We start from the raw sequence: 21,900 nt of genomic DNA, 5'->3' as shown, positions 1-21,900 counted from the left end.
GGTATTGACCACTCACCCTATAGTGGCTAGAGGCCATAGCCACTTTGCCGCCAGAGCGGCGCTGGACGAGGAGGGCGCATGCCCAAGATCGAGGAGGCTCAGCCGAAGTATCTGCAGATCGCGCACTACATCCGCGATCAGATCCTTCGGGGCGACCTGCGGCCGGGGGATGAGGTTCCCTCGGAGCGCCAACTGGCGGCGGATTGGGGCGTGTCCAGGCCGACGGCGGCTCGTTCGCTGGAGGCGCTGAGTCATCAGGGGCTTGTCGAGAAGCGGCAGGGTTCGGGCACGTACGTGCGGAGCCTCGAAGTGAATCGGCGTGCGCGTGAGTTGTACGGCCGCGCTCGGCAGACAGGGAAGATCTACACGCCCGGCGAGTACGCGGTCATCACGTCGGCCGGCTGGCTGGAGGCGCCGGATTACGTGGCTGAGGCGCTGGGCCTGGTGAAGGACCGTCGGGCCGTTCACCGTCGGCGGGTGACCAACAACCAGGACGGGCCCATCACCTTGTCCACCTCGTGGTTCTCGCCGGATGTCGGTCAGCGCGCACCCAAGTTGCTGGAACCCGAGCGGATCCAGGAGGGCACCCTGATGTACGTCGAGAACATGACTGGACGGCAGGGCAGTTACGCCGAGGATCGCATGTGTGCCCGGACGGCGACGGACGAGGAGGCGGCTGACCTGCAACTCGACGCCGGGTCTGCCGTTTTGGTCGTGCATCACGTCGTCTACGACCTCCAGGATCGGCCGTTGGAGTTCGCCGAAGCCACTTACCCGCCGCTGCGTTGGGCGTTCGAGCAGGGCTACCCGCTCTCCTGACGGACAGCCAGCCAGTTGAGGCGAACCGCTTGCGTCGCGAAGTGGCTAATGCCACTATCCAGGAAGTGGCTAAGGCCACTTCATCGGAAGGGGGCACGGTGTGACGAGTCAGCGGCCGGATCAGGGCACGCACTTACCTTGTCGGGGTTGCCGAGGGCGCGGATGGAAGCGCGTCGGCTCGCGTACGACCCTGGCGCTTGCCACCGCCGCCGACCGCACCCGTGCCACATCGAAGCGGCGCTGCCCCGACTGCGACGGCAGCGGCAAGGAGTGAGCACGGATGGCCAACTACGCGATCGACCGCTATCCCTCTGAGGACTCACCGCGACTCGGCGCGATGACCTTGCAACCCGTCGCGGAGTCCGTTCCTCGGGCCCGGCGCTGGTTCAGGAAGTTCATCGCTCCCTACAACCCGGCCTGCTCTGTCGACGACTGCGCGCTGATGATCTCGGAGCTGGTCACCAACGCCATCTCCTACGGTCGCGCAGACGACCCCTGGGTCGTCCAGGTGGAGTGGTTCCGGGAGGGTGCTGCACTCCGGGTCGAGGTGCACAACCCGGGATTCCCGGCAAGCGTGCGACTGCGGCGCCCCGACGCCAATGACGCGCACGGGCGCGGGCTGCTCCTGGTCGACTCCATCGCCGACTCCTGGCACCACGGGCCCAGTCGCTTCGGCGGAACAGTGGTCTCCTTCGAGATGGCCGATGCCTGGCCGTCGTGAACGCAATACGCTCCGCTGGTACTGCGTCGGCGGAATCGTCGCTAGTCTGGTTGACCAGTTGACTTGGCCAATCTCGACAGGCGGCGGCACGCATGGCGTATGACGTGGAGGCACCGAAGTATGTTCGCCTCGCTCAGACCCTTCAGCGCCGCATCGAGGACGGCACGTACCCGCCTGGCACCCGCGTGCCCAGCGAGAACCAACTCGTGCAAGCCTTCGGGATGTCCCGTCCCACTGTCGTCCGGGCGCTGGAGCTGCTGAAGCGCGACGGCTGGCTTGAGTCCCGGCAGGGGTACGGAACCATCGTGCGGGGCCGCCCGGCCGTGGTCGAGCAGAAGGACCGCAGGGGGAGTGAAGCGCTCGCGCGTGACGAGTCGCAGGCTCCAGGGCGGTTGGTCGAGGTGGGCTACGTCTCTGTTCCGGCGCGAGTCGCCTCGGTGCTCGGGCTGCCCAAGCGAGCCAAGATCCTCATGCGCCGTTTCCTGGTCGTGGACGACGGCGAACCGGTTGAGCTGGTCTCGTCGTACTTCCCCGCCGGCCTGGTCGAAGGGACTGGGCTGGAGAGTGCCGAAGCGCTGACCGGCAGCACTCGCGCGCATCTGGAGGCTCGGAAGAAGGTCCGCTTCGACCACGTGACGGAACGGGTCTCGGCCCGACTGCCCGAGCGTGCCGAAGCCGAGCTCCTGGACCTTCCGGACGGCGTTCCTGTCCTCAGTGTCCTGGTCGTGGCATGCGACGCTTCCAGGCAGGCGCTGCAGGTCTCTGACGTGCTGCTGCCTGCCGACCGGCAGGAACTCGAAGACACCTACCGCCTGAACTGAGCCTGGTCCGCGGCCAGTTCCTCTCAACCGCCAGCCGGTTCGCGCTTGACAAGTCAACCTGGCATCTCTAGCTTCGAACTTGTTAAGTCAACTTGTCAGGTCACAGGTTGATCGACTGAGAAGGAGAAATCCGTGCGTGTGATCCGCGTTGACGCCTCGACCGCAACGATCCTGCTCACCGAAGCCCCGGCGCCGAAGGTGCGCGACCGGCAGACCGGCGAGATCGCCAAGGACGCCGTGAGCGGTGAGGCACTGATGACCGTCGGCGTCGTCTACATCGACGAGGGCGAGTCGTCGCTGATCCAGGTCACCATCCCCGAGAGCGGTGTGACGGACGGCCTGACCGTCGGCGCCCCGGTCTCGCTGCCCGGTCTCGTCGCCCGGCCCTGGCAGAGCGTGTTCAACGGCCAGCAGCGGCACGGCATCGCCTATCGGGCCACCGCCATTGCTCCCGGCGCCTTCTCGATGGACCAGGCGGGCTGATCGTCGTGGCCGACCTGGTGACGTGGGCCGAGCTAGGCGGGTCGCTCGCTGCGATAGGCGGCGCGGCCTACGCCCGGCACGCTCACCCGGCGGCGTACTGGTCCACGGTCGGGCTGCCCGTATCGATAGCCCGGCTGTTGGTCACGTACTCCTCGACCATGGACGCGTGCGGTCTGACGGTCGAGCCGTCCCGGTTACGGGCCCTGGCCGTCAAGGCGACCACTCGCCGTGAGGTACGGCCGGTGCCTCCGCGTCGGGGCATGATCCGGCCCACCTCGACCGGCCTGCGGCTCCGACTGCGCCTGGCTCCAGGGCAGGAACCGGCGGACGTGGCAGCCTCAGCCGAACGGCTGCGGCACGCCTGGGGCGTGCACGCCGTGTACGTCCGGGACGTCAAGCCCGGAGTCGTGGAACTGCGGCTCGTCGGCTACGACGTCCTGCGCAAGGTGCGGATGCCTCGACGGACCGACGCCGGTCCACTGCGCGTGCCGGTAGCCCTGCGGGAGGACGCGACCGCCTTCGTCCGGGACTACCAGGCCGTACCTCATGAACTCGTGCTCGGCGCCACGCTGTCCGGCAAGTCCATGTACCTGCGGAACCTGCTCGCGGGTCTGGCCGCTCAGCCGGTGGTGCTCGTGGGAATCGACTGCAAGCGGGGTGTGGAGCTGGCGCCGTTCGCTCCCCGGCTCTCCGCTCTGGCCACCGACCCGGAGCGGGCGGTCGAGCTGCTGCCCGTGCTCGTTAAAGAAATGGAGGACCGATACGACCTGATCAAGGCCCGTCAGGGCATCGCGCCCGGCACTCCGGCCGAGGAGATCACTTCCGATGTCTGGGGCCTGCCGGAGGACGAACGCCCGGCGCCCATTGTGCTGTTCATCGACGAAGTGGCCGAACTCTTCCTCGTCGCAACGAAGAAGGAGGAAGAGCGGCGGGACGAGATGGTCACCCAGCTCATCCGGCTCGCCCAGCTCGGCCGCGCGGCCGGCATCTACCTGGAGGTGTGCGGACAGCGGTTCGGGGCCGAGCTGGGCAAGGGCGCCACCATGCTCCGGGCCCAGCTGACCGGCCGGGTCTGCCACCGTGTGAATGACGAGGCCTCCGCCAAGATGGCGCTCGGAGACATCGCCCCCGAGGCGGTTACGGCCGCCTGTGCCATCGCTGCCGAGCTGCCCGGCCTCGCCGTCGTCGGTGACACGTCCGGTGGCTGGTCCCGCATACGTACTCCGCACCTGTCCCTCGCCGACGCTGCGGCCACCTGCCGAGACACGGCGCACCTCGCTCCGGACGTTCCGGCGCTCGCGCCGTTCCGGCCGTACGTCCCGCCGGTGCCGGTGAAGGAGTCCGGTCCTGCGGCCGCTCCTCAGCCGGTCACCGAGTAGCCCACCCGCTCCAACGGTCGGCGCGGCCGTCCCGCGCCACGTCCCTACCCCACCCATGCCTGGAACTGGAAGGAGTGGCCGTGCGCGCCCTGCCTATCCGCGTGGACGCCGTACTCGTCCAAGCGCTGATCGCCGCCGCGCTGTCCTTCGCTCACCTGCATGACCTGGCGTTGGCCGCCGGACAGGACGGCTGGAAGGCGTGGGCCTATCCGGTCTCCGTCGACCTGCTGATGGTCGCGGCCTGGCGTCGCCTCCGCTCCGGCGAGGCGAAGGCGGCCGGGTGGTGCTGGTTCCTCGTAGCACTGGCCGCGTCCCTCGGCGCCAACGTCGCCACCGCCGGACTGCTCGACCTGGACGACGTACCGGCCTGGCTGCGGATCCTCGTCGCGGGCTGGCCCGCGGTCGCCTTCCTCGGTGGCACCCTGCTCGCCCACGGAGCACCGAACCCGACCAAGGCTCCGGCAACGGCATCCGAACCGCCCTCGGCAGCAGCAGTGCCGGAACCTACCGCCGCAGAAGTCGAACCGCCCTCCACAGCGACCGAACTCCCTGCCGCCTCCCCCACGTCGGCTCCGTCCTCACCCTCCCCGGTGCCGCCCGCCCTCGTCGCCATGGCCCGCAAGGTCGCCGACGAACACCGCGCCCGGACCGGAACACCCATCGACACCTCGACACTTCGCGCCCGGCTCGGCGTCCCGATGCCGCTCGCCGAAGCGATCGCCGCCCGACTCACCTGACCCCGGAGGACCTTCCCCCGTGCGCCCGTCCACGCTCCGCGCGCTCAAGCGCGCTGCCGAGCTGACCCGACAGAACCGCCTCACCGAAGCCGTGCTGATCGCCGAGCCGGTGATCCTCGCCGCCGACAGCTACGAGGGCGACGAGATCTTGCGCTGGCTCGCCGACCACGTCACCGACTTCACCGGCGAAACCGACAAGGAGACCCCCTGATGCCCGCCCACCGCCGCTTCCGCCGCGTCGTCCGCATCGGCCCCGTGCAGGTCGCCACCTACTACGACGGCCGAGGCCACGAGAAGCACACCGCCGCCTGCACGGCTCCACGCTGCGGCTTCTCCACCGACTACGACACCCGCGCCGCCGCCGAGCTGGCCGCCCGCACCCACCGCTGCCGCGTCCGCTGAGGAGACCCCTGTGACTGTCTCTCTGCCGCTCGTCTTCGTCCTGGGCGTCATCGCCTGGGCCGCCATCAAGTTCCTCGGCATCCGCCTCTGGGTCGCCGTCGTGATCGCCCTGTTCGGCTTCTGGCTCTCGCACACCTTCCTCGCCCCCGCCATCGAGTCCGGCACCCGCTCCGGGGTCGACGTCGTCAACGGCACCCGCGAATGACACCCCGACCGACAAGGAGTCCCGCCATGTTCCGCCCCAAGCTGCCCGACACCCCGCACGTCCCGAGCATCACCACCCACATCCCGCAGGACCACGCCCCGGCCCCCTCCGCCGGCCGCCCGGTCGCCCCCTTCGTCGGGGTCGGCGTCGGCGCGGTCGCCGCCGTGGTCGTCGTCGGCGTCGTCCTCACGGCGCTCCTGGCGGCCGTCGCCGTTTCGGCCGTGTCGGTGGCCATCGCTGCCGTGGTCCTGCGCTCCCTCGTCAACGGCGCGAACAAGCGCTGACCGGCCGCCGGGGCGGCAACAAGCCGCCAAGCATCCCGCCGCCCCGGGGCCGTCCCTCCCAACCGCCGAAACAGCCGAAAGGAACACCCATCATCACCCGGCAGACTCCGCCCCCGCTGGCGGAACTCTCCATGCTGGCCTCCCTCGGCACCATGCCCGAGCTGGCACGCCAACTCTCCACCCTGGGTGGCTGTACCCGCCCCATTCGCCTCGACGGCCACCGCACCGAGTACGCGGTCGACACCACGACCGGTGAGATCGGCGGCGTCCTGCACCACCTCGACTCCGCCGCCCTCCCCGCCGGTCAGCTCCTCGTCCGCTGCAACAACCGCCGCGCGACGCGCTGCGCGGCCTGCGCCGAGACCTACCGCCGCGACACCTACCACCTGATCACCGCCGGACTTCGCGGCGGCAAGGGCACGCCCGAACAGGTCGCCACGCACCCTCGCGTGTTCGCCACGTTCACCGCCCCGAGCTTCGGCCCGGTCCACAACTGCCCTTCCAGCGGACGGCCCTGCCGCTGCGGTGCCCGGCACGACGAGGAGGACGCCGCACTCGGCACGCCGCTCGATCCGGACACCTACGACTACGAAGCGGCCGTGCTCTGGAACGCGCACGCCGGGGCTCTGTGGCGGCGCTTCTCGATCTACCTCCGCCGGGAGGTCGCCAAGCGCGCCGGACTCACCCAGCGGGCTTTCCGGGACCATGCCCGGATCTCCTTCGCGAAGGTGGCCGAGTACCAGAAGCGCGGCGTCGCCCACTTCCACGCAGTCATCCGCCTCGACGGTCCCGAGGGCGGCGACACCACTCCGCCGGCTTGGGCCACTGCCGAGCTGCTGAGCGACGCCATCCGTGGCGCTGCCACCGCTGCACACGTCTCCGGACCGGAGATCGACGGACGGGCCCACAGCTTCACCTTCGGCCGACAGCTCGACGTCCGCCCGATCCGCTCCACCGATCTCGACGACGGCCAGGAGCTGACCGAGCGGGCAGTAGCCGCGTACATCGCCAAGTACGCCACCAAGGGCGCCGAGACAGCGACCGGCACCCTTGACCGGCCGATCCGCTTCCTCGCCGAACTGGCCGGGGCCCGGATCACCGACCACGCCCGGCGAATGATCCGCACCGCCTGGACTCTCGGCGCGCGCCCCGAACTGGCAGAGCTCCGGCTTCGCGCATGGGCCCACATGCTCGGCTTCCGCGGCCACTTCTCCACCAAGTCCCGCCGCTACTCCACCACCCTCGGCGCCCTCCGCGACGCCCGCGCCGAATGGCGCCGCGCCCAAGCCACCCCACCCGCTCCGCAGGGCGGCGAAACCACGCTCGTCCTCGCCCACTGGGTCTTCGCCGGGACGGGCCTCAGTACCGGCGAAGCCTGGCTGTCCGCATCCCTCGAACCCGCCCCCGGATCGGAAGGAGAACCCACCCATGCATGACGACGAACTGCTGACGGTGCCTGACGTGATGGCGCGGCTCAAACTCGGCCGCTCCACGGTCTACGACCTCATCCGCTCCCGTCGTCTGCCCTCGATCACCATCGGCCGCTGCCGTCGCATTCCGGCTCGGGCTGTCCGCGAGTACATCACCCACGAATTGGAGGCGGCTGCCTGATGGCGCAGCAACGCAAGCGGAACCCCAACGGGGCCGGCACCATCACCAAGCGCAAGGACGGCTGTTTCCAGTGCGCGCTCTACGTCCTTCAGCCGGACGGCACCCGTGCCCGCAAGTTCGCCTACGGCAAGACCTGGGCCGAGTGCGACGCCAAGCGTCGCGAGCTGCTCGACAAGGTGGACCAGGGCGTGCCCGTGCCCACCAAGTCGGCGAAGCTCTCTGAGTGGCTCCCGTACTGGCTGGACAACGTCATCAAGCCCCGCCGGAAGCTCAGCACCTACGACAAGTACGAAGCGCATGTTCGGCTCTACCTGGTGCCGCTGCTCGGGGCCAAGCGGCTCGAATCCCTCGGCGTCGCCGACGTGCGTCGCTTTCTCGTCCGCCTGGAGAAGGAGACCACTGCGGCAACCGCCAAGGAGTCGCACCGCGTTCTAAGGTCCGCGCTGTCCTCCGCATGCCGCGAGGAACTGATCACGCGCAACGTCGCCAAGCTCGTCGAGCCGCCCCGGACGGACACGCCCGAGCTGCACCCCTGGACCCTCGACGAGACGCTCGACTTCCTCGCCGCCTCCCGGAAGGACCCGCTTTACGCGGCCTTCGTCCTCGCCATCGCCATGGGCCTCCGCCGGGGCGAGATTGTCGGTCTGCGCTGGTCGGACCTCGACCTGGACAACCGCGTCCTCTACGTCCGCCAGCAGACGCAGCGACGTCGGGGCGTCCTCTACGACGATGATCCCAAGAGCCGTCGTCGTCGGGCCGTCCCGCTGCCCGCGCTGTGCATCGCGCCCCTGCGCTGGCACCGGATGCGGCAGGCTGCGGCTCGGGCGAAAGCAGGGGAGACCTGGCGTGAGTCGGATTGCGTCTTCACCACCCGCACCGGCCGCCAGGTCGAGCCCCGGAACATCTACCGCTCCTTCACCCGCGTCGCCGAGTCCGCCGGCCTCCGCGTCATCCGACTCCACGACGCACGCCACGGAACGGCCACTCTCCTCACGGCGGCCGGCGTGGCGCCCCGCGTCGTGATGGAGATCCTGGGCCACTCCCAGATCAGCATCACCATGGACGTCTACACCCACGTCGTCCAGGACACGCAGCGCGAAGCCATGAGCCACATGGACCGGCTGCTCAGGAAGAGGCGCCCTGATCGTGGGTGATCGCCCGCGTTGATGTCAGAAGTGGATGTCAAAGGCCCCGGACCATGATCGGTCCGGGGCCTCTTGGCTGGTGCCCCCGGCAGGATTCGAACCTGCGACACCCGCTTTAGGAGAGCGGCTATAACCCCGGGCTTGACCTCTATCGATCTTCCCCGGGGAGATCGTTTAGGAGGGATTTAGGAGATCAACTCCACGGGGAGCCCTTCCGGAGCACCATCCGTCCCCACAACGTCCTCATCCCCAGGTTACCCATCGCGCGCTCGAACACCTCCTGCAATCCGTCAAGACGTTCCTGCCGCATCTCCGGCGTGGGCCGCTGGTAGTGCCGCTTGATGCCCGGCCGCCGGTGGCCGGCCGCCTCGAACGCCAGCGGCTCCTTCACCCCGATCTGCGCCTGCAGTGTGTCGTGCAGACCTCGCAGCGCCCGCATGTCCAGGCCCGGCAGGATCGGCTCCCACCCCGGACGGTGCGAGACACCTCGCCGCCTCTGCCGCTCCTCGCGGCCGTCGCACGCCGGGCGGAACGTCCGCGACCAGTTCCCGCGGCGCCACGGCGTACCCGACGCCGTGGCGAACACCCGCGCGTGCGGCCAGTCGTCGAGGTGATAGCCGAGCAGCAGAGCGAGGAACGGCGGCACGTCCACGTCGCGCGTCGACCCGTCGTTCTTCGTCGGCTCCAGCTGCAGCACGTACCCCTTCTTGGCCCCATCCTCGTCGCGCTCCTGGTACTCCGCGTACTCCTCGACGATGCGGATGATGGGGCACTCGAAGACGCCGGCCCCCCATGGCTGGCGTCTCGTCAGCAGGACGTTGTCCCGGTGCAGCCCGAGGCCCTCACCCCAACGCGGCCCGCAGAACGCGGTGGTGAGCACGTGCACACCGACGACAGGCCCGAGGCGCTCGGCGACGAGGATGGCGTCCTCGGGCCGCACGGTGCCGTCCTCACCGACCTTCGCAGGCTTCGGCTGCGCCGCCGTGCCCGAGGTGTCGCGCGTCCGTCGCCGTCCGAACAGCGGATTCACGGTGATGTACCCGGCGTCCACGGCGCCGGTCATGATGGTCGAGATCAGCGAAACGCAGTGCCCGCGCCGGACGTCCTCGACCTCCATCGTCTGCTGCCACGAATCGACGTCGAACCAGGTGATCTTCCCTAGGGCGACGTGCTCCCAGCGCGGCAGGATGTGCAGCTCCAGGTTGTCCCAGCGAGTGCCTACGGTCCTGCCCCGCTTCCGCCGGGACGCCATGAACGTCTTGGCGAACTCCCCGAACGTGAGGCTGCGCTTCTCCGGGTCGATCCAGGTACCCGCCTTGATCTGGCGTTCCTGCTCCTTGCCCCAGGCGACGGCCAGTGTCTTGGTCGGGAAGCCGGGCTCTGTTCCCTTGCTGCCGTCCGGCTTCCTGTAGCAGGACCGCCACGTGAACTGCTTCGTCTTCGCGCCGTCGCGGACCTTGTAGACCTTCTCGGCGTAGGCCACGGCCGTGCCCCCTTGCTCTCAGCTACCGCCGGCTTCCGTGCCGTTCTCATCGTGGTAGCCCTTGGGTACACGCTGCCAGTACGGAGATCGCTCCGTGTCGAGTCGGCCGAGATGGTCTGCGGCACGCTGGCTTATGAGCGACGGGTCCACCATGTACGTGATGGACGTTGCGCCGTCTTCCACGCCGATCGTCAGCCGGTCGTCAGGCCGCGGTATCCGGATCCAGCGGACGCGGACGACGGGGCCGGGCGGGGCCCCGGGCGGGCGAGGAGCCCAGCGTTGCGCCTGCTCGGTCAGGAGCTCGGCAAGCGGCGTGGTGCCGTCCTCACTGACGTCCGTCTCGTGCAGCCTGAAGATGCACCCCGTCCCGTCTTCGAGATCAACGATCTCGGGCTCTCTGTAGTCACCCTGAACACGCTCAACGCGCATGACCCACACGTGCACTCCCGATCCGAGCAGTGCCCCCCCTCGGTGACGGTGTGTCGATCGAAGCACACTTCTGGGTCACAGTCGACCAGTTGCGTCTGAAACTAAGTCACGACTCTTGAGGGTTGTCTGATTCGACCGGGATTGCCTGCAAGTGGCGTCGAGTCCGGCGCCACGTCTGCCACAGCTCGTCGATCTGCTCCTCGGTCATGTCCTCTGCACCCTTGAGCAGGACGATGATCCGGGTGTCGTCGTCGCCTTCGCCGCCGAGGTGGACCACGGCGTGGTCGAGGGTCTTCCCCGACCGGAGCTCACGGTCGACGGCCGACGGCAGACCGGACGTCGCGTCGGCCTGCGAAACGGGTTGCGTGGCCGGTTCTGGCTCATCCCCTCGGAGGATGCGTGCCGGCGAGTCCTCGGTCCACCCGAGGAGGCGGGCATACGCGCGCATGGTCGCGGTGACCTTGGTGAATGCGCTGCCGTTGGCCTGACGCCCCCGCTCAATGGCCTGGATAGGCGTGCGGGTGACGGATAGGCGATCAGCGACTTCGACCTGCGTGAGGCCTGCCGCCCTGCGTGCTTCGGCGAAGGCTTCGCCCAGCCGCTCCCAGCCCTGCTCTGGCTCCATGTCTCCACATCATGCACTACCGCCATGCAACCAACTAGCGGGGATCCAGCCTTTTGACCTGCGCTTGTGCTCTCAAACGAAGCATTTGGGTTGCATGGGGCGCACTGGGTGTGCGGCGGCTCACGAGGCGGATCGGACGGTAAGGCTCTCCTAAATAGCTAGCAAGGCTCTCCAGAGGCTTGCGCGGTTGCCTGCGTGCAGCTAGCTTCTGAGGCGTGAGACCGCACCCCAGCGCTATCCGCTTCAGACGGGAGGCTCTCGACATGAGCCTACGCACGCTCTCTGCCAAGACGGGCATCAACCGCGGCCACCTCTCACGGGTGGAACGAGGACTCGCCGGCCTGGGCGACGCGAACATCCAGAAGGTCGCGGAGGCGCTCGGGGTATCCCCCGCCGCCATAACTCAAGGAGAGACCCCGTGACCGCCGTGACCGCCCCCAGGGCCACGCGAACCCAGACCGACGCCCCGGCGTCCCGGAAGCCCCCCACCTGGGACCAGATCCGCGAGAACGTCCCCGCGCCCGGCACACCCGAGGGCGCCTACTTCCACTACACGCCGGCCGAGGCCGCGGAGTGGCTGCCGTTCGGCGCCCACAAGCTCCGCAAGATGGCCCACTCCCGCGAGGTCCCCTACGTGGACAACGGGAACCGGGTCTGGTTCTCCGGCATGAACATCCGGGCGATCTCGGAGCAGTTCACGAAGCAGCCGTTCACCAAGCCGGCCCGCGCCGCTGCCTGACGGCAAACGAAGAGGCCGCCCCAAACGCCAGCCCGGGACGACCTCGCGATCCACCCACACCATCCAAGAAGAGAAGGGCAGACCGTTGCCTACATCATCCCAGAACCCCGAGCGCGACGACATCGCGCAGGCCGCACGCACCGTCAGCGGCCACGCCTGGCGCACCCAGCCCGCGTTCGACCCGGAGCGACCGACTCTCGCCGAAACGCCGACACCTTCCCTCGACGAGATGGCCCAAGCGCCCGGCGCCACACAGACCCTCTACAAGGTCGTGTACGAGCGCGTCGGCCGCCGCGGGGGACGCGACGGCTCCCCGCCGCCGGCGCCGCTCACCGTGTGGGCGACCAGCGCCGACAGCCTCGCCGCGCACATCCACAAGGACACACGTCGCTACCTCACGTCGCGTGAGACCGAGGTAGTGGTGGACCTGGAGGAGCTGAAGGGCTACATCCTCGCGGGGTTCAACAACGGCGGCGGCTTCCGCCTGGAGGTCGTGGCAACGGCGGGGGTGGCCCGATGAGCGACCTCACCCCGGACTACCCGCTCGACGACTTCGACCGCATCACCACCCAGGTCCGCATGGTCTCCCCGCTGACCGCCCTGTTCGCGGAGGCCGAGGAGCGGCTGCTCGCCACGAACCCGGGCGGGTTCACGCCGGAGGACATCGGCCGGCTCGCCTGGCAGCTGCTGCCGGAGACGGAGCGGGACACCGCGTTCGCGGAGCTGCTCTACACGTTCTGGGAAGCGGTCACCGCCGACCAGGAGACGTGGACCCGCATCGACCTCGGCGGAGGCGCGGCATGAGCGTCACCCTGTCCCGCCCCGACGCGCCCGCCGCGGCCGTGGACGCCTGGAATCGCCTGCACCCGGTCGGCACCCCGGTGGTCGCCTACCCGGGCTGCCGGCCCGAGGACGTCCGTAACGCCACTCGCATCGTGACCTCGACCCGCAGCAAGGCCACCGTCCTTGGCGGCCACACCGCGGTCGTCTGGGTCCACGGGCACGGCGCCTGCATCGCCCTCAGCCACGTCGACGTGCGCACCACCGCCAGCGACGGTGAGCTCGCCGAGATGCGGCATCTGCTCTACGACGCCGACGCAGACGCCACGGTGCCCGCCTTCCCCTACCCGAGCGCGCCCACCGAGGCCGTGTCGTGACGGCCCGCCCGGCACCGCCGGTCGACTTGGCCGCGCTGCCGCCGACCGTCGTCATACCCGGCCTCCTCACCGGCCTCGGCGTCACCCGCCGCCAGGTGCCCGCCTGGATCACCGACCCGGCCGTCGCCGAGTCCATCGCCAGCGGCCTCTACGACATCGACGACGACCTCGTCACCCGCGACCAGCCGTCGCTCCAGCAGATCGAGAAGCGGCTCGCGTTCGCCGCCTGCTTCTACCTCATCTGCCAGCGCGCCCGGGTCGCACACCTCGAACAGCGGCTCACCGCCGCACACAACCACGCCGGACTGGAGGCGTCATGACCTGGATCCCCGCAGGGCTCCTCATCACCGCAGCTGCCTTCCTGCTCCTCTTCGGCGAGTACATCGCCGACCGTATCGACGCCCGCCGAACAGCTGCAGCCGAGCAGGCCTGGCGAGACCTCGTCGACGCACGCATCCGAGCCGAACGCGACCCGGCCCGCCGCGCCGCCTGGCGAATGATCCGCAACGACCGACTGGGGGACCTGTGACCCTCGCCACCCTGCTGATGCCGATCCGCGTCGGCTTCCTCGACCGCCGGCCCGTGGGCAGGCACCGCGCCCTCGACGAGGTCGCCCGGCAGCATGCCCTCCGCGCAGGCGCCGACCTCCTCATCAAGGCCCTCCGCCAGCAGCTCGACGACCAGGAGATCACGCACGCCGATGTCGTCACCCGCATCGACGAACGGCACGCCGAAGTGGTGGCCGAACTCCAGCGGCAGATCGCCGAGCTGAAGCGGCGCCTCGACATCAGCGCCAAAGCGCAGGCCGCCGCCGACCAGACCCAGCCCATCCCCGTCCTGCCCGCCGCGGTGCGCGTCATGCCGCTGGGTCAGGCACCGTTCGCCACGGCCGACCCCGGCCGGACCTGAACCCGCCGGCCGGACCTGAACCCGCCGGCCGGGCGGTGACCCAGCTCCCGCCCGGCCGGCGCACAACCCCATACCTGCGGCGCGTCGAGCCCCCACTCCGCGCCGCCACCCAGGGCCGCCAGCCCCGGCCACCCCCCGACGGGGCGGAGGCCCACCACCCCGCACACCCTCAGGAGAGCCACATGAGCACCAGCAGCCCCACCATTCCCGCCGACGTCGCCGCGCACGTCCTCAGCCACTTCGGCCGCGGCGGCTACCCGGCCGGCGACTGGACCGAGACCCTGATCACCCTCATCGACCGCGCCGACATGGTCCACCGGGCCAAGCTCGCCGACGCGTTCCCCGAGTACGGAGCGGCGGTGCTGCTCGCCAAGTACGACGAGGAAGGCATCGCCACCCTGCAGCGCATCGCCCGGGGCGAGACGGTGGCCGTCGACTCCAACCCGAACGTGCCGTTCTGATGAGCCCGCTCGCCTGCCGCCAGTGCGGCAACACGGACGGGCCGTTCACCCGGGACGGCCTCTGCGAGGACTGCGAGGACGGCCGCCCCGGATGGGTCGACGGTCTGCCGGCCGAGGCTTACCACGCGGACCGCACCACGATCTCCTCCTCTGGGCTGCGCGCCCTGCTGCCGCCCGGCTGCCCCGCACAGTTCGCCTACGACCGCGACAACCGGCCCGCGCCGAAACGGGAGTTCGACCTCGGCAACGCCGCCCACGCGGAGCTGCTCGGCGAGGGCCACACCATCGCCGTCCTCGACTACCCGGACTGGAAGAAGGCGGACGCCCGCGAGAAGCGAGACGCCGCCTACACCGCCGGGAAGGTGCCGCTCCTGCCGAAGGAGTGGGACCAGGTGCAGGCGATGGTGGCCGCGGTCCGTAAGCATCCGCAGGCCGGCCCGCTGTTCGCCGGAGAGGGCATCGCGGAGCGGTCGATCTACTGGACCGACCCGGCCACCGGTGTCCCCTGCCGGGTACGCCCGGACTGGCTGAAGATCCTGGACAGCCTGACCCTCGCCGTGGACTACAAGACCACCGCCGACGCCAGCCCGGCCGGCGCGCAGAAGGCCATCGAGAAGTACTCGTACCACCAGCAGGACGCCTTCTACTGCGACGGCATCGAGGCGGCAGGCCTGGCCCCACACGGCGTCCGGTTCGTCTTCGTCTTCCAGCAGAAGACCCCGCCGTATCTGGTCACCGTCCGCGAACTGACCGACGGCGACCGCGAGATAGGCCGGGCCCGCAACGCCCACGCCTTGCGCGCATACGCCGAGTGCGAGCGCACCAGCAACTGGCCCGACTGGACCGGGCCCGTCGACGACATCCCCTTCATCAACCTGCCCACCTGGGCTGCCCTTCGCCAGACCGAGGAGTACCTCCGTTGACCAGCCACGAGATCGCACAGCGCGACGAGCAGCAGGCCGTCGCCACCACCACCCCCGGCCCGGCCCCGACCGACGGCGCCACCGCCCTCATGCAGTGGGCGCAGGAAGCCGACCTCGCCTACCAGATGGCGCAGAAGCTCGCCGCCACCTCCTTCGTCCCGCAGTCCCTGCGGGGCAAGCCGGGCGACATCACCGCGGCGATCCTCGCCGGCGCCGAGCTCGGGCTGAAGCCGATGGCGACGCTCAAGTCCATCGACGTCATCCAGGGCACCCCCGCGCTGCGAGCCCACGCGATGCGGGCCGTCGTCCAGAAGCAGGGCCACGAGATCGAACTCGTCGAGTCGACGGCCACCCGCTGCGTGATGCGGGGGCGCCGCAAGGGGTCGGAGACCTGGCAGACCGTCGAGTGGACGATCGAGCGCGCGGCGCTGATGAAGCTCACCGAGAAGGCGGAGTGGAAGAAGCAGCCGCAGAACATGCTCGTCGCCCGCGCGACCGGCGAGCTCTGCCGACTGATCGCCTCCGACGCCCTGCACGGCATGGCCTACGTGTCGGAGGAACTGGAGGGCACCACGCACGCCGAGGTCGTCCCGGCCAAGGCGCCGCTGTCCGTCGCCGCCCTCACCGCACCCACCCCGCAGCCGCAGCCCGCCCCGGCCGACAGCGGCTACAGCGTGCAGATCTGCAACGGCGAGTGGGACACCGACGCCGCCGAAGACTCCGTCGACTGGCAGCCCGAGCCCGACCAGCAGTAGCCCGCACAAGCCGAAGCCGCCCCGCGGGCAATGCGGGGCGGCTCCACACCCCAAGGAGAGTACCCATGGCCGACCACACCTCCGAGTTCCGTTCGACCTCTGTCACGGAGTGGGCCGACGCCCTCGAGAACAGCAAACTCCAGCCGGGCCCCACGTTCGGCTACCAGATGGTCGACGGTACCTGGCACTGCGCCCTGCACCTCGCGGTAAGCCCGGAGCTGACCAGCGACGCCCAGCGCCTCCTCGCCGCCGAGCTGCAGCAAGCGATCAGCGACACCGTCAACCGCGTCCTCTACCTGGCCCCCGTCAGCGTCAGCATCCGCCCCAACACGGAGGCGTCCCGATGACGCAGCTGCAGTTCCCCGAGCCCGTGCAGGGCACGGTGTCCGCCGCGGCCGGTGAGGCGGCCAAGCAGGACGGTATCGCCCGCGCTACCGCCAGCACCCCGATCGACTGGGCGACCGCCTGCCAGAACGGCATAGCCGAAATGGCCCGCCGCGGTGTCCCGTTCCAAGCCGCCGACCTCATCCGCGAAGGCCTCGTCGACGAGCCCGAGAGCCCCGCCATGTGGGGCCCCCAGTTCGGGATCGCCGCCCGCGCCCGAGTCATCGAGCACGCCGGCGTCGTCGCCTCCGCCCGCGCCACAGTCCACCGCTCCCTCTGCCGCCAGTGGATCGGCACCGCCGCACACCGGAAGGCGGTCGCCTGATGTTCGACGCGATCAACGGACTCAACCTCGCCTGGCTGTACATCGCAGCCATCGCCGCCGGAGCCATCGGCGCCGGCATCGGCTGGATCACCAACAGGAGGCGGCGATGACAACCACCCCGCCCCACGGCACCGACGCCCGCTACAAAGGCAACCGCACCGGCACCCGCCCGCCCTGCCGCTGCACTCCCTGCAAGCGCGCCCACCGCCGCGCCGACCTCGAACGCGAACTCCGCCGCCAGCGCGGCGAACGCAACCTCGTACCCATCGAGGAAATCCTCCCCCACATCCGCACACTCCTCGCCAGCGGCATGAGCCAGACCCTCATCGCACGACAGGCCGGCGTGTCCCAGGCCGTCATCAGCTACATCACCACCGGCCGGAACAAAACCTGCCAGACCGACAAAGCCAGGCGCATCCTCGCCGTCCAACCGCACCACTTCGACGGCAACGCCGAACGCCCCGCCATCGGCGCGACCCGCCGCATCCGCGCCCTGTACAGCCTCGGACACAGCCGCGCCGACATCGCCGCCCTGAGCGGCCTCAGCATGGCCAGCATCAGCCTCCTCGCCGAGGGCCGCTGGAAGATCCTCGACAACCGGGCGGCGACCGCCCTCGCTGACGCCTACCGCCAGCTCGCCCACCGGCGCGGCACCAACTGGAAGAACGCCCGCCGAGCCGCCGCCGAAGGCTGGCACGGGCCCCTCGCCTGGGACGACATCGACAACCCCGACGAGCAGCCCGAGACCGAGCAGGTCAACGACCTCGACCTGAAGCGTGACGAGCTCGCCGCGCTCCGCCGCGCCGAGATCGAACACCTCGCCAGCTTCAACCTCTCCAACCACGAGATCGCGACCCGGCTCGGCGTCGCCATCTCCACCGTCAACGCCATCGTCCGCGAACTGCAGACCGGCGAGCGGCGGCAGCGCACCAGCCACGAAAGGACGGCCGCCTGATGTACCGCCACGACAACGACGCGCTGACCGTTATGGACTGGTTTTGCGGCGCTGGCGGATCCAGCCAGGGCGTCCATGCAGTGCCCGGCGTCCGCGTGGAGCGGGCCGCGAACCACTGGAAGCTCGCCATCGAGTCGCACGCCGCGAACTTCCCCACCACCAGCCACTACCAAGGAGACATCCGCAAGGCCCCCGTGTGGGACTGGCCCGTGACCGACATCTTCTGGGCATCCCCCGAGTGCACCAACTGGTCCGTCGCCAAGGGCAAGAAGCGGGACTTCGTCGGCGCCATGCAGGGCAGCCTCCTCGACCTCCTCGCCGCGACCGATGAGGACGACGAACCGTCCGCCGAGGAAGAGTCCCGCGCGCTCATGGAGGAAGTGCCGCTGTACCTGCGAGGCGTGCAGGAGCGCGGCGGACTCGTGAAGGCCGGCATCGTCGAGAACGTCACCGACGTCCGTGCCTGGGACCAGTGGGACCGATGGATTGGCGAGATCCACAAGCTCGGCTACCGCACGCGGATCATCGCCCTGAACTCGATGCACGCGAACCCGCGCTCCGTTCACGCGGCGCCGCAGTCCAGGGACCGCCTGTACGTGGGCTACTGGCACGAGTCCCTGGGCCGCGACCCGGACTGGGACAAGTGGCTGCGCCCGCGCGCCTGGTGCTCCCGCTGCGACGCCTACGTCCAGGCCATGCAGGTGTTCAAGGACCCGAAGCGGGACATGGGCCGCTACCGGCAGCAGTACGTATACCGCTGCCCGAACACCAGCTGCCGCAACCAGGTCGTCGAGCCCGAGGCCCTCCCGGCTGCGGCGGCGATCGACTGGTCCATCCCCGGGCAGCGCATCGGAGACCGGGCCAAGCCCCTCGCCGAGAAGACCATCAAGCGCATCGAGGCGGGCCTGAAGAAGTTCGCCCAGCCGATCACCCTTGAGGCCGCAGGAAACACCTTCGAGCGGCGCCCCGGGGTGCGGACGTGGCCCATCGACGCACCCCTCACCACGCAGACCACGACGATGACGAAAGCCCTCGCCGTGCCGCCGCTGATGGTGCCGGTCGAGGGGCGAGACGGGAAGGAAGCCCTGTCCGCGCACGGCCCGCTGCGGACGATGACGACCCGCAACGAGACCGGCCTGGCGTGGCTGCCGTTCATCGCCGAACTCCGTGGCGGCGGATCGGTAGCCCGAACGGTCGCCGAGTCCCTCGCCACCGTGACCGCTTCCGGCAACCACCACGGGCTGGTGACGCCACCAATGCCCGGAATGGTCATGCGGAACAACGGCAGCAAGGGCGACGGCGGCGAGCACTGCACCTCGCCGGCCGAGCCGTTCCGCACCATGACCACGGCCGGGCACCAGTCGCTGCTCACGTGGGAACACATGCTCGTCCCCTACTACGGCAACGGCGCCCCGCGGTCGGTGAACGAGCCGATCGGCGCGCTGACGACCCGGGATCGGTACGCGCTGGTGCGCGGCGAAGTCGACATCAACGACGTCATGTTCCGGATGCTCGAACCCCACGAGATCGGGCGCGCGATGTCGTTCGCCGACAGCTACGTCGTCCTCGGCAACAAGCGGGAGAAGGTCCGCCAGTACGGCAACGCCGTCACCCCCAACGCCGCCGAGATCCTCGTCTGTGCGCTCGTCGAGGCCATCACGGGCGAGGACATCGAGCGTCATGACGATCCCGAGCAGGAGCTCGCCGCGTGACCGCCGTCCGCCGGCCGCGCGACCAGCCCTGACCCGCAACACCGACACGACAAAGGCCCCGCGGTTGCGGGGCCCGGAGGAGAAGGAGGGGAGATGTCAGGACGACTTGGGCAGCGGCGCAATCTTGGCCACCCACTCGCGGGTGAAGCCGGTCAGCTTCGCCATGTGGGAGGGGCCTTTGCCAGCCGCTCGACCCTCGACCAGCAGGGTGCGCAGCTCAGCGTCGGCCCTGGTGAACGCCTCTTCGGCTCGGGTCCGCTTCTTCGCGGCGGCCTGAATCCTCTCGTCCAGCTCGTCCATGACGCACATGGTTGCACAACTCTCCGTGGTCGCGCTACGCGAGCGCGATCGACACTCGCGAACATCGACCGCGAACGGTATTCTCGCTTGGGGGTGATGAGACGGCAGAGAAACCGCCCTGCATCGCCCTGGTTCCGCACGCCCAGACCCCGAGGAGGGCGTCATGAGACACATCCGCCTTGTCATCGACGAACCGCCCGAACCCCACGAGGTGACCGCCACACCGGACTGGCCGCCCATCGCAATACCCGGCCGACCCGGCTGGCGCAGGCATTACATCGACGGCCAGCAAGTCGACCTCCCAAACGAGCAGGAAGGAACTCCCGCGTGATGCGCAAGACCGTCATCGTCAACGAGATCAGGCTCGGCGAACGGGCCCGCATGGACCTCGGCGACATGACCGACCTGGTCGACTCCATCCGTCACCTTGGGCTGCTCCAGCCCATCGTGATCACGGCCGACAACCAGTTGATCGCTGGACACCGCCGCCTGGAATCGGTCCGTCGCCTCGGGTGGGATGAAGTTGAGGCGACAGTCGCCGAGCACATCCACGACGCCGTCGACCTCCTCAAGGCGGAGCGGGACGAAAACACCTGCCGCAAGCCCATGACCGCCTCGGAACTGATCGCGCTCGGACGGCAGATCGAAGCGCTGGAGAAGCCCAAGGCGGCGGAAGCGCTGCGACGCGGCCAGCTGAGGGGCGCGGCAACTACAGCCGGAAGGCTCTCCGTACCGGCGAACGAAGAGCCTTCCGAGCGCTTCGATTCCCGCGAAAAGGCCGCCGAAGCAGTCGGCCTCTCGACGGCCACCTACTCCCGCATCAAGCAGGTCACCAACGGGGCGGACGGTTACGAGGTCAGCAAGGGCCAGCGGATACCGGTTTCGCTGGAGCGGCAGGCCGACTCCAAAGAAGCCCTCGAACTCATGGACCGGATCACAGCTGGCGAAGAAGTCCGCCCCGCCGATGGCGGCCGACCTCTCACCGTCACTGCGGTCTACGAGAAATGGAAAGGCCACAAGACCAACCGCGGAGACGAAGCCCCCGCCGAACGTCGACGCCCTGAAGTCATCGCTCCGCCCACCGTCCCGCTTCTCGACGGCCGCGGCAGGCGCGGACCCCAACGCTCACAGCGCAAGTCGCTCGCCGAAGGCATGGCTGCCCTCTCAGGACTCTGCGCCGGATTCGCCAGCGTCAACGACCTCGACGAATCCATCAACGCAGAAGAGGCCGCGCGATGGGCGCGCGACCTCTCCGAAGCGCTGCGTGTGCTGCGCAGCCTCAACAACAAGCTCAAGGAGCACGCCAATGGTAACCACTGACCCCCAGCGCACCCCCGACTCGATCGAATGGATCGCGCTCGCCGCGATCCACACCGACCACCGCGTCAACACCCGCACCTACGACCCGAACTGGGTCGAGAAGAAGCTCCGCGAAGGCTTCGACCCCAACAAGATCGGCGTACCGATCGTCTCCGACCGCGGCAACGACACCTACGTCTGGATCGACGGACAGAACCGCGGCGAGCTCATGCGCCGCGCCGGCTGGGGCGACCAGAAAATCCAGTGCCGCGTGTTCCGCAACCTCACCGAGGCGCAGGAAGCCGAACTCTTCCTCGGTCACAACGACAACCGCCAGGTCAAGCCGCTCTACAAGTTCATCGCACGCGTCACGGCCGGGGACCCGGACGCGGTCGCCATCAACCGCATCGTCGAAGCCCACGGATGGAAGATCGAAGAGCGAAGCAGCAGCAAGAGCATCACCGCTGTCGTCAGTCTCGACAAGGTCTACCAGAGCGACAAAAAGGAAGACGGCAGCGGTGGACGCGCCCTCGAGCTGACACTGCGCGTCGTCACCGAGGCCTGGGGCTACAAGTCTGAAGCCGTCGACGGCCGGATCCTCGCCGGGATCGGCGCCATCTTCAACCGCTTCGGTGACTCCGTCGACCGGGCAGCGCTCGTCAAGAAGCTCGCCGAATACCCCGCCGGCGCATCCGGCGTCCTCGGCAAGGCCCGCGGCATGCAGCAGTTCCAGGGCGGCACCGTCGTCCACTGCGTCGCCGAGGTCATCGTCACCGCCTACAACGCCCGCCGCCGCACCAACGTGCTGCCCGACTGGCGCTAGCCGCACCCGCGGGG

34 protein-coding genes and 1 tRNA gene are annotated in these 21,900 nt (G+C 69.4%); 30 read left to right on the top strand and 5 right to left on the bottom strand.

All coding sequences use genetic code 11. The annotated features are described in order from the left end of the window. Positions 1 to 78: 78 nt before the first annotated feature. From ACGF8A_RS22220 to ACGF8A_RS22160, 13 genes are all read left to right on the top strand, one after another. Positions 79 to 819: a GntR family transcriptional regulator gene (locus ACGF8A_RS22220; RefSeq protein ID WP_393110728.1), complete on the top strand. Its 741-nt coding sequence runs from the start codon at positions 79 to 81 to the stop codon at positions 817 to 819. 280 nt (positions 820 to 1,099) lie between these two features. Next, positions 1,100 to 1,540, top strand: coding sequence for an ATP-binding protein (locus ACGF8A_RS22215; protein WP_393110726.1), 441 nt, complete (start codon positions 1,100 to 1,102; stop codon positions 1,538 to 1,540). A gap of 92 nt (positions 1,541 to 1,632) precedes the next feature. Continuing rightward, positions 1,633 to 2,361 (top strand): GntR family transcriptional regulator, encoded by a 729-nt coding sequence (locus tag ACGF8A_RS22210; protein WP_393110724.1) that lies wholly within the window; start codon positions 1,633 to 1,635, stop codon positions 2,359 to 2,361. A 132-nt stretch (positions 2,362 to 2,493) separates the two neighbouring features. Further along, complete coding sequence (locus ACGF8A_RS22205) at positions 2,494 to 2,844, top strand: hypothetical protein (protein WP_393110722.1); 351 nt, start codon at positions 2,494 to 2,496, stop codon at positions 2,842 to 2,844. Between the two features lie 5 nt (positions 2,845 to 2,849). Continuing rightward, positions 2,850 to 4,223 carry an FtsK/SpoIIIE domain-containing protein gene (locus ACGF8A_RS22200; RefSeq protein ID WP_393110720.1) on the top strand — a complete coding sequence of 458 codons (1,374 nt, stop codon included), beginning with the start codon at positions 2,850 to 2,852 and terminating at the stop codon, positions 4,221 to 4,223. An 80-nt stretch (positions 4,224 to 4,303) separates the two neighbouring features. Then, positions 4,304 to 4,960 carry a DUF2637 domain-containing protein gene (locus ACGF8A_RS22195; protein ID WP_393110718.1) on the top strand — a complete coding sequence of 219 codons (657 nt, stop codon included), beginning with the start codon at positions 4,304 to 4,306 and terminating at the stop codon, positions 4,958 to 4,960. Positions 4,961 to 4,979: 19 nt separating this feature from the next. Then, positions 4,980 to 5,171, top strand: a complete 192-nt coding sequence (locus tag ACGF8A_RS22190) for a hypothetical protein (RefSeq protein WP_338783138.1) — start codon at positions 4,980 to 4,982, stop codon at positions 5,169 to 5,171. Beyond that, a complete protein-coding gene (locus tag ACGF8A_RS22185) occupies positions 5,171 to 5,362 on the top strand; it encodes a mobile element transfer protein (RefSeq protein ID WP_393110715.1) in 192 nt (63 codons plus the stop codon). The genes ACGF8A_RS22190 and ACGF8A_RS22185 overlap by 1 nt, the downstream gene beginning before the upstream one ends. A gap of 10 nt (positions 5,363 to 5,372) precedes the next feature. Next, a complete protein-coding gene (locus ACGF8A_RS22180; protein ID WP_351223068.1) occupies positions 5,373 to 5,567 on the top strand; it encodes a hypothetical protein in 195 nt (64 codons plus the stop codon). Positions 5,568 to 5,593: 26 nt separating this feature from the next. Beyond that, entirely contained in the window at positions 5,594 to 5,851 is a 258-nt protein-coding gene (locus ACGF8A_RS22175) for a SpdD protein (protein WP_393110713.1), read from the top strand. 131 nt (positions 5,852 to 5,982) lie between these two features. Continuing rightward, positions 5,983 to 7,287, top strand: coding sequence for a replication initiator (locus ACGF8A_RS22170; RefSeq protein ID WP_393110711.1), 1,305 nt, complete (start codon positions 5,983 to 5,985; stop codon positions 7,285 to 7,287). Next, positions 7,280 to 7,462, top strand: coding sequence for a helix-turn-helix domain-containing protein (locus ACGF8A_RS22165; RefSeq protein WP_393110709.1), 183 nt, complete (start codon positions 7,280 to 7,282; stop codon positions 7,460 to 7,462). The genes ACGF8A_RS22170 and ACGF8A_RS22165 overlap by 8 nt, the downstream gene beginning before the upstream one ends. Then, entirely contained in the window at positions 7,462 to 8,616 is a 1,155-nt protein-coding gene (locus ACGF8A_RS22160; RefSeq protein ID WP_393110707.1) for a tyrosine-type recombinase/integrase, read from the top strand. The genes ACGF8A_RS22165 and ACGF8A_RS22160 overlap by 1 nt, the downstream gene beginning before the upstream one ends. A gap of 68 nt (positions 8,617 to 8,684) precedes the next feature. Here ACGF8A_RS22160 and ACGF8A_RS22155 read toward each other — a convergent pair. The 4 genes from ACGF8A_RS22155 to ACGF8A_RS22140 all read right to left on the bottom strand — a co-directional run bounded on the left by ACGF8A_RS22155 (position 8,685) and on the right by ACGF8A_RS22140 (position 11,144). Further along, positions 8,685 to 8,748 (bottom strand) — tRNA-Ser (locus tag ACGF8A_RS22155). A 52-nt stretch (positions 8,749 to 8,800) separates the two neighbouring features. Further along, positions 8,801 to 10,090, bottom strand: coding sequence for a hypothetical protein (locus ACGF8A_RS22150; protein WP_393110705.1), 1,290 nt, complete (start codon positions 10,088 to 10,090; stop codon positions 8,801 to 8,803). 18 nt (positions 10,091 to 10,108) lie between these two features. Beyond that, a complete protein-coding gene (locus tag ACGF8A_RS22145) occupies positions 10,109 to 10,519 on the bottom strand; it encodes a hypothetical protein (protein ID WP_393110703.1) in 411 nt (136 codons plus the stop codon). Positions 10,520 to 10,625: 106 nt separating this feature from the next. Next, on the bottom strand, positions 10,626 to 11,144 hold the full coding sequence (locus ACGF8A_RS22140) for a helix-turn-helix domain-containing protein (protein ID WP_393110701.1): 519 nt from the start codon (positions 11,142 to 11,144) through the stop codon (positions 10,626 to 10,628). Between the two features lie 215 nt (positions 11,145 to 11,359). On the opposite strand from ACGF8A_RS22140, the gene ACGF8A_RS22135 reads away from it, so the two are divergent. The 15 genes from ACGF8A_RS22135 to ACGF8A_RS22065 all read left to right on the top strand — a co-directional run bounded on the left by ACGF8A_RS22135 (position 11,360) and on the right by ACGF8A_RS22065 (position 19,464). Then, entirely contained in the window at positions 11,360 to 11,566 is a 207-nt protein-coding gene (locus tag ACGF8A_RS22135; RefSeq protein ID WP_393110699.1) for a helix-turn-helix domain-containing protein, read from the top strand. Further along, complete coding sequence (locus ACGF8A_RS22130) at positions 11,563 to 11,883, top strand: hypothetical protein (RefSeq protein ID WP_393110697.1); 321 nt, start codon at positions 11,563 to 11,565, stop codon at positions 11,881 to 11,883. The genes ACGF8A_RS22135 and ACGF8A_RS22130 overlap by 4 nt, the downstream gene beginning before the upstream one ends. 85 nt (positions 11,884 to 11,968) lie before the next feature. Continuing rightward, positions 11,969 to 12,403, top strand: a complete 435-nt coding sequence (locus ACGF8A_RS22125) for a hypothetical protein (RefSeq protein WP_393110695.1) — start codon at positions 11,969 to 11,971, stop codon at positions 12,401 to 12,403. Beyond that, the gene (locus ACGF8A_RS22120; RefSeq protein WP_393110693.1) at positions 12,400 to 12,687 is read left to right on the top strand and encodes a hypothetical protein; all 288 of its coding nucleotides are present in this window, start codon (positions 12,400 to 12,402) and stop codon (positions 12,685 to 12,687) included. The genes ACGF8A_RS22125 and ACGF8A_RS22120 overlap by 4 nt, the downstream gene beginning before the upstream one ends. Beyond that, positions 12,684 to 13,040 carry a hypothetical protein gene (locus tag ACGF8A_RS22115; protein WP_393110691.1) on the top strand — a complete coding sequence of 119 codons (357 nt, stop codon included), beginning with the start codon at positions 12,684 to 12,686 and terminating at the stop codon, positions 13,038 to 13,040. The genes ACGF8A_RS22120 and ACGF8A_RS22115 overlap by 4 nt, the downstream gene beginning before the upstream one ends. Further along, positions 13,037 to 13,360 (top strand): hypothetical protein, encoded by a 324-nt coding sequence (locus tag ACGF8A_RS22110; protein WP_393110689.1) that lies wholly within the window; start codon positions 13,037 to 13,039, stop codon positions 13,358 to 13,360. Before ACGF8A_RS22115 ends, ACGF8A_RS22110 begins: the two co-directional genes overlap by 4 nt. After that, complete coding sequence (locus tag ACGF8A_RS22105) at positions 13,357 to 13,569, top strand: hypothetical protein (protein WP_393110687.1); 213 nt, start codon at positions 13,357 to 13,359, stop codon at positions 13,567 to 13,569. Before ACGF8A_RS22110 ends, ACGF8A_RS22105 begins: the two co-directional genes overlap by 4 nt. Continuing rightward, entirely contained in the window at positions 13,566 to 13,949 is a 384-nt protein-coding gene (locus ACGF8A_RS22100; RefSeq protein ID WP_393110685.1) for a hypothetical protein, read from the top strand. Before ACGF8A_RS22105 ends, ACGF8A_RS22100 begins: the two co-directional genes overlap by 4 nt. Before the next feature lie 182 nt (positions 13,950 to 14,131). Further along, positions 14,132 to 14,410: a hypothetical protein gene (locus ACGF8A_RS22095; RefSeq protein ID WP_393110683.1), complete on the top strand. Its 279-nt coding sequence runs from the start codon at positions 14,132 to 14,134 to the stop codon at positions 14,408 to 14,410. Further along, positions 14,410 to 15,333: a PD-(D/E)XK nuclease-like domain-containing protein gene (locus ACGF8A_RS22090; protein ID WP_393110681.1), complete on the top strand. Its 924-nt coding sequence runs from the start codon at positions 14,410 to 14,412 to the stop codon at positions 15,331 to 15,333. The genes ACGF8A_RS22095 and ACGF8A_RS22090 overlap by 1 nt, the downstream gene beginning before the upstream one ends. Further along, positions 15,330 to 16,088, top strand: coding sequence for a hypothetical protein (locus ACGF8A_RS22085; protein WP_393110679.1), 759 nt, complete (start codon positions 15,330 to 15,332; stop codon positions 16,086 to 16,088). The genes ACGF8A_RS22090 and ACGF8A_RS22085 overlap by 4 nt, the downstream gene beginning before the upstream one ends. A gap of 65 nt (positions 16,089 to 16,153) precedes the next feature. Beyond that, on the top strand, positions 16,154 to 16,435 hold the full coding sequence (locus ACGF8A_RS22080) for a hypothetical protein (protein ID WP_393110677.1): 282 nt from the start codon (positions 16,154 to 16,156) through the stop codon (positions 16,433 to 16,435). Then, positions 16,432 to 16,797 (top strand): hypothetical protein, encoded by a 366-nt coding sequence (locus ACGF8A_RS22075; RefSeq protein ID WP_393110675.1) that lies wholly within the window; start codon positions 16,432 to 16,434, stop codon positions 16,795 to 16,797. The genes ACGF8A_RS22080 and ACGF8A_RS22075 overlap by 4 nt, the downstream gene beginning before the upstream one ends. Positions 16,798 to 16,903: 106 nt before the next feature. After that, complete coding sequence (locus tag ACGF8A_RS22070) at positions 16,904 to 17,752, top strand: hypothetical protein (protein WP_393110673.1); 849 nt, start codon at positions 16,904 to 16,906, stop codon at positions 17,750 to 17,752. Then, positions 17,752 to 19,464, top strand: a complete 1,713-nt coding sequence (locus ACGF8A_RS22065; RefSeq protein WP_393110671.1) for a DNA cytosine methyltransferase — start codon at positions 17,752 to 17,754, stop codon at positions 19,462 to 19,464. Before ACGF8A_RS22070 ends, ACGF8A_RS22065 begins: the two co-directional genes overlap by 1 nt. Before the next feature lie 96 nt (positions 19,465 to 19,560). Here the strand turns inward: ACGF8A_RS22065 and ACGF8A_RS22060 are convergent, their stop codons facing one another. Continuing rightward, positions 19,561 to 19,764, bottom strand: a complete 204-nt coding sequence (locus ACGF8A_RS22060) for a hypothetical protein (RefSeq protein ID WP_393110669.1) — start codon at positions 19,762 to 19,764, stop codon at positions 19,561 to 19,563. Positions 19,765 to 20,094: 330 nt separating this feature from the next. Between ACGF8A_RS22060 and ACGF8A_RS22055 the strand changes: the two genes are divergently transcribed. Both ACGF8A_RS22055 and ACGF8A_RS22050 read left to right on the top strand, forming a co-directional pair. Further along, the gene (locus ACGF8A_RS22055) at positions 20,095 to 21,084 is read left to right on the top strand and encodes a ParB N-terminal domain-containing protein (protein WP_393110758.1); all 990 of its coding nucleotides are present in this window, start codon (positions 20,095 to 20,097) and stop codon (positions 21,082 to 21,084) included. Then, a complete protein-coding gene (locus ACGF8A_RS22050) occupies positions 21,071 to 21,886 on the top strand; it encodes a DUF6551 family protein (protein ID WP_393110667.1) in 816 nt (271 codons plus the stop codon). Before ACGF8A_RS22055 ends, ACGF8A_RS22050 begins: the two co-directional genes overlap by 14 nt. Positions 21,887 to 21,900 lie beyond the last annotated feature (14 nt).

The organism is Streptomyces sp. NPDC047706 (assembly GCF_043204795.1).
Taxonomy (GTDB): Bacteria; Actinomycetota; Actinomycetes; order Streptomycetales; family Streptomycetaceae; genus Streptomyces.
Note: the sequence above shows the minus strand (reverse complement) of the source record. Positions and strands in the feature narration are given on the sequence as shown.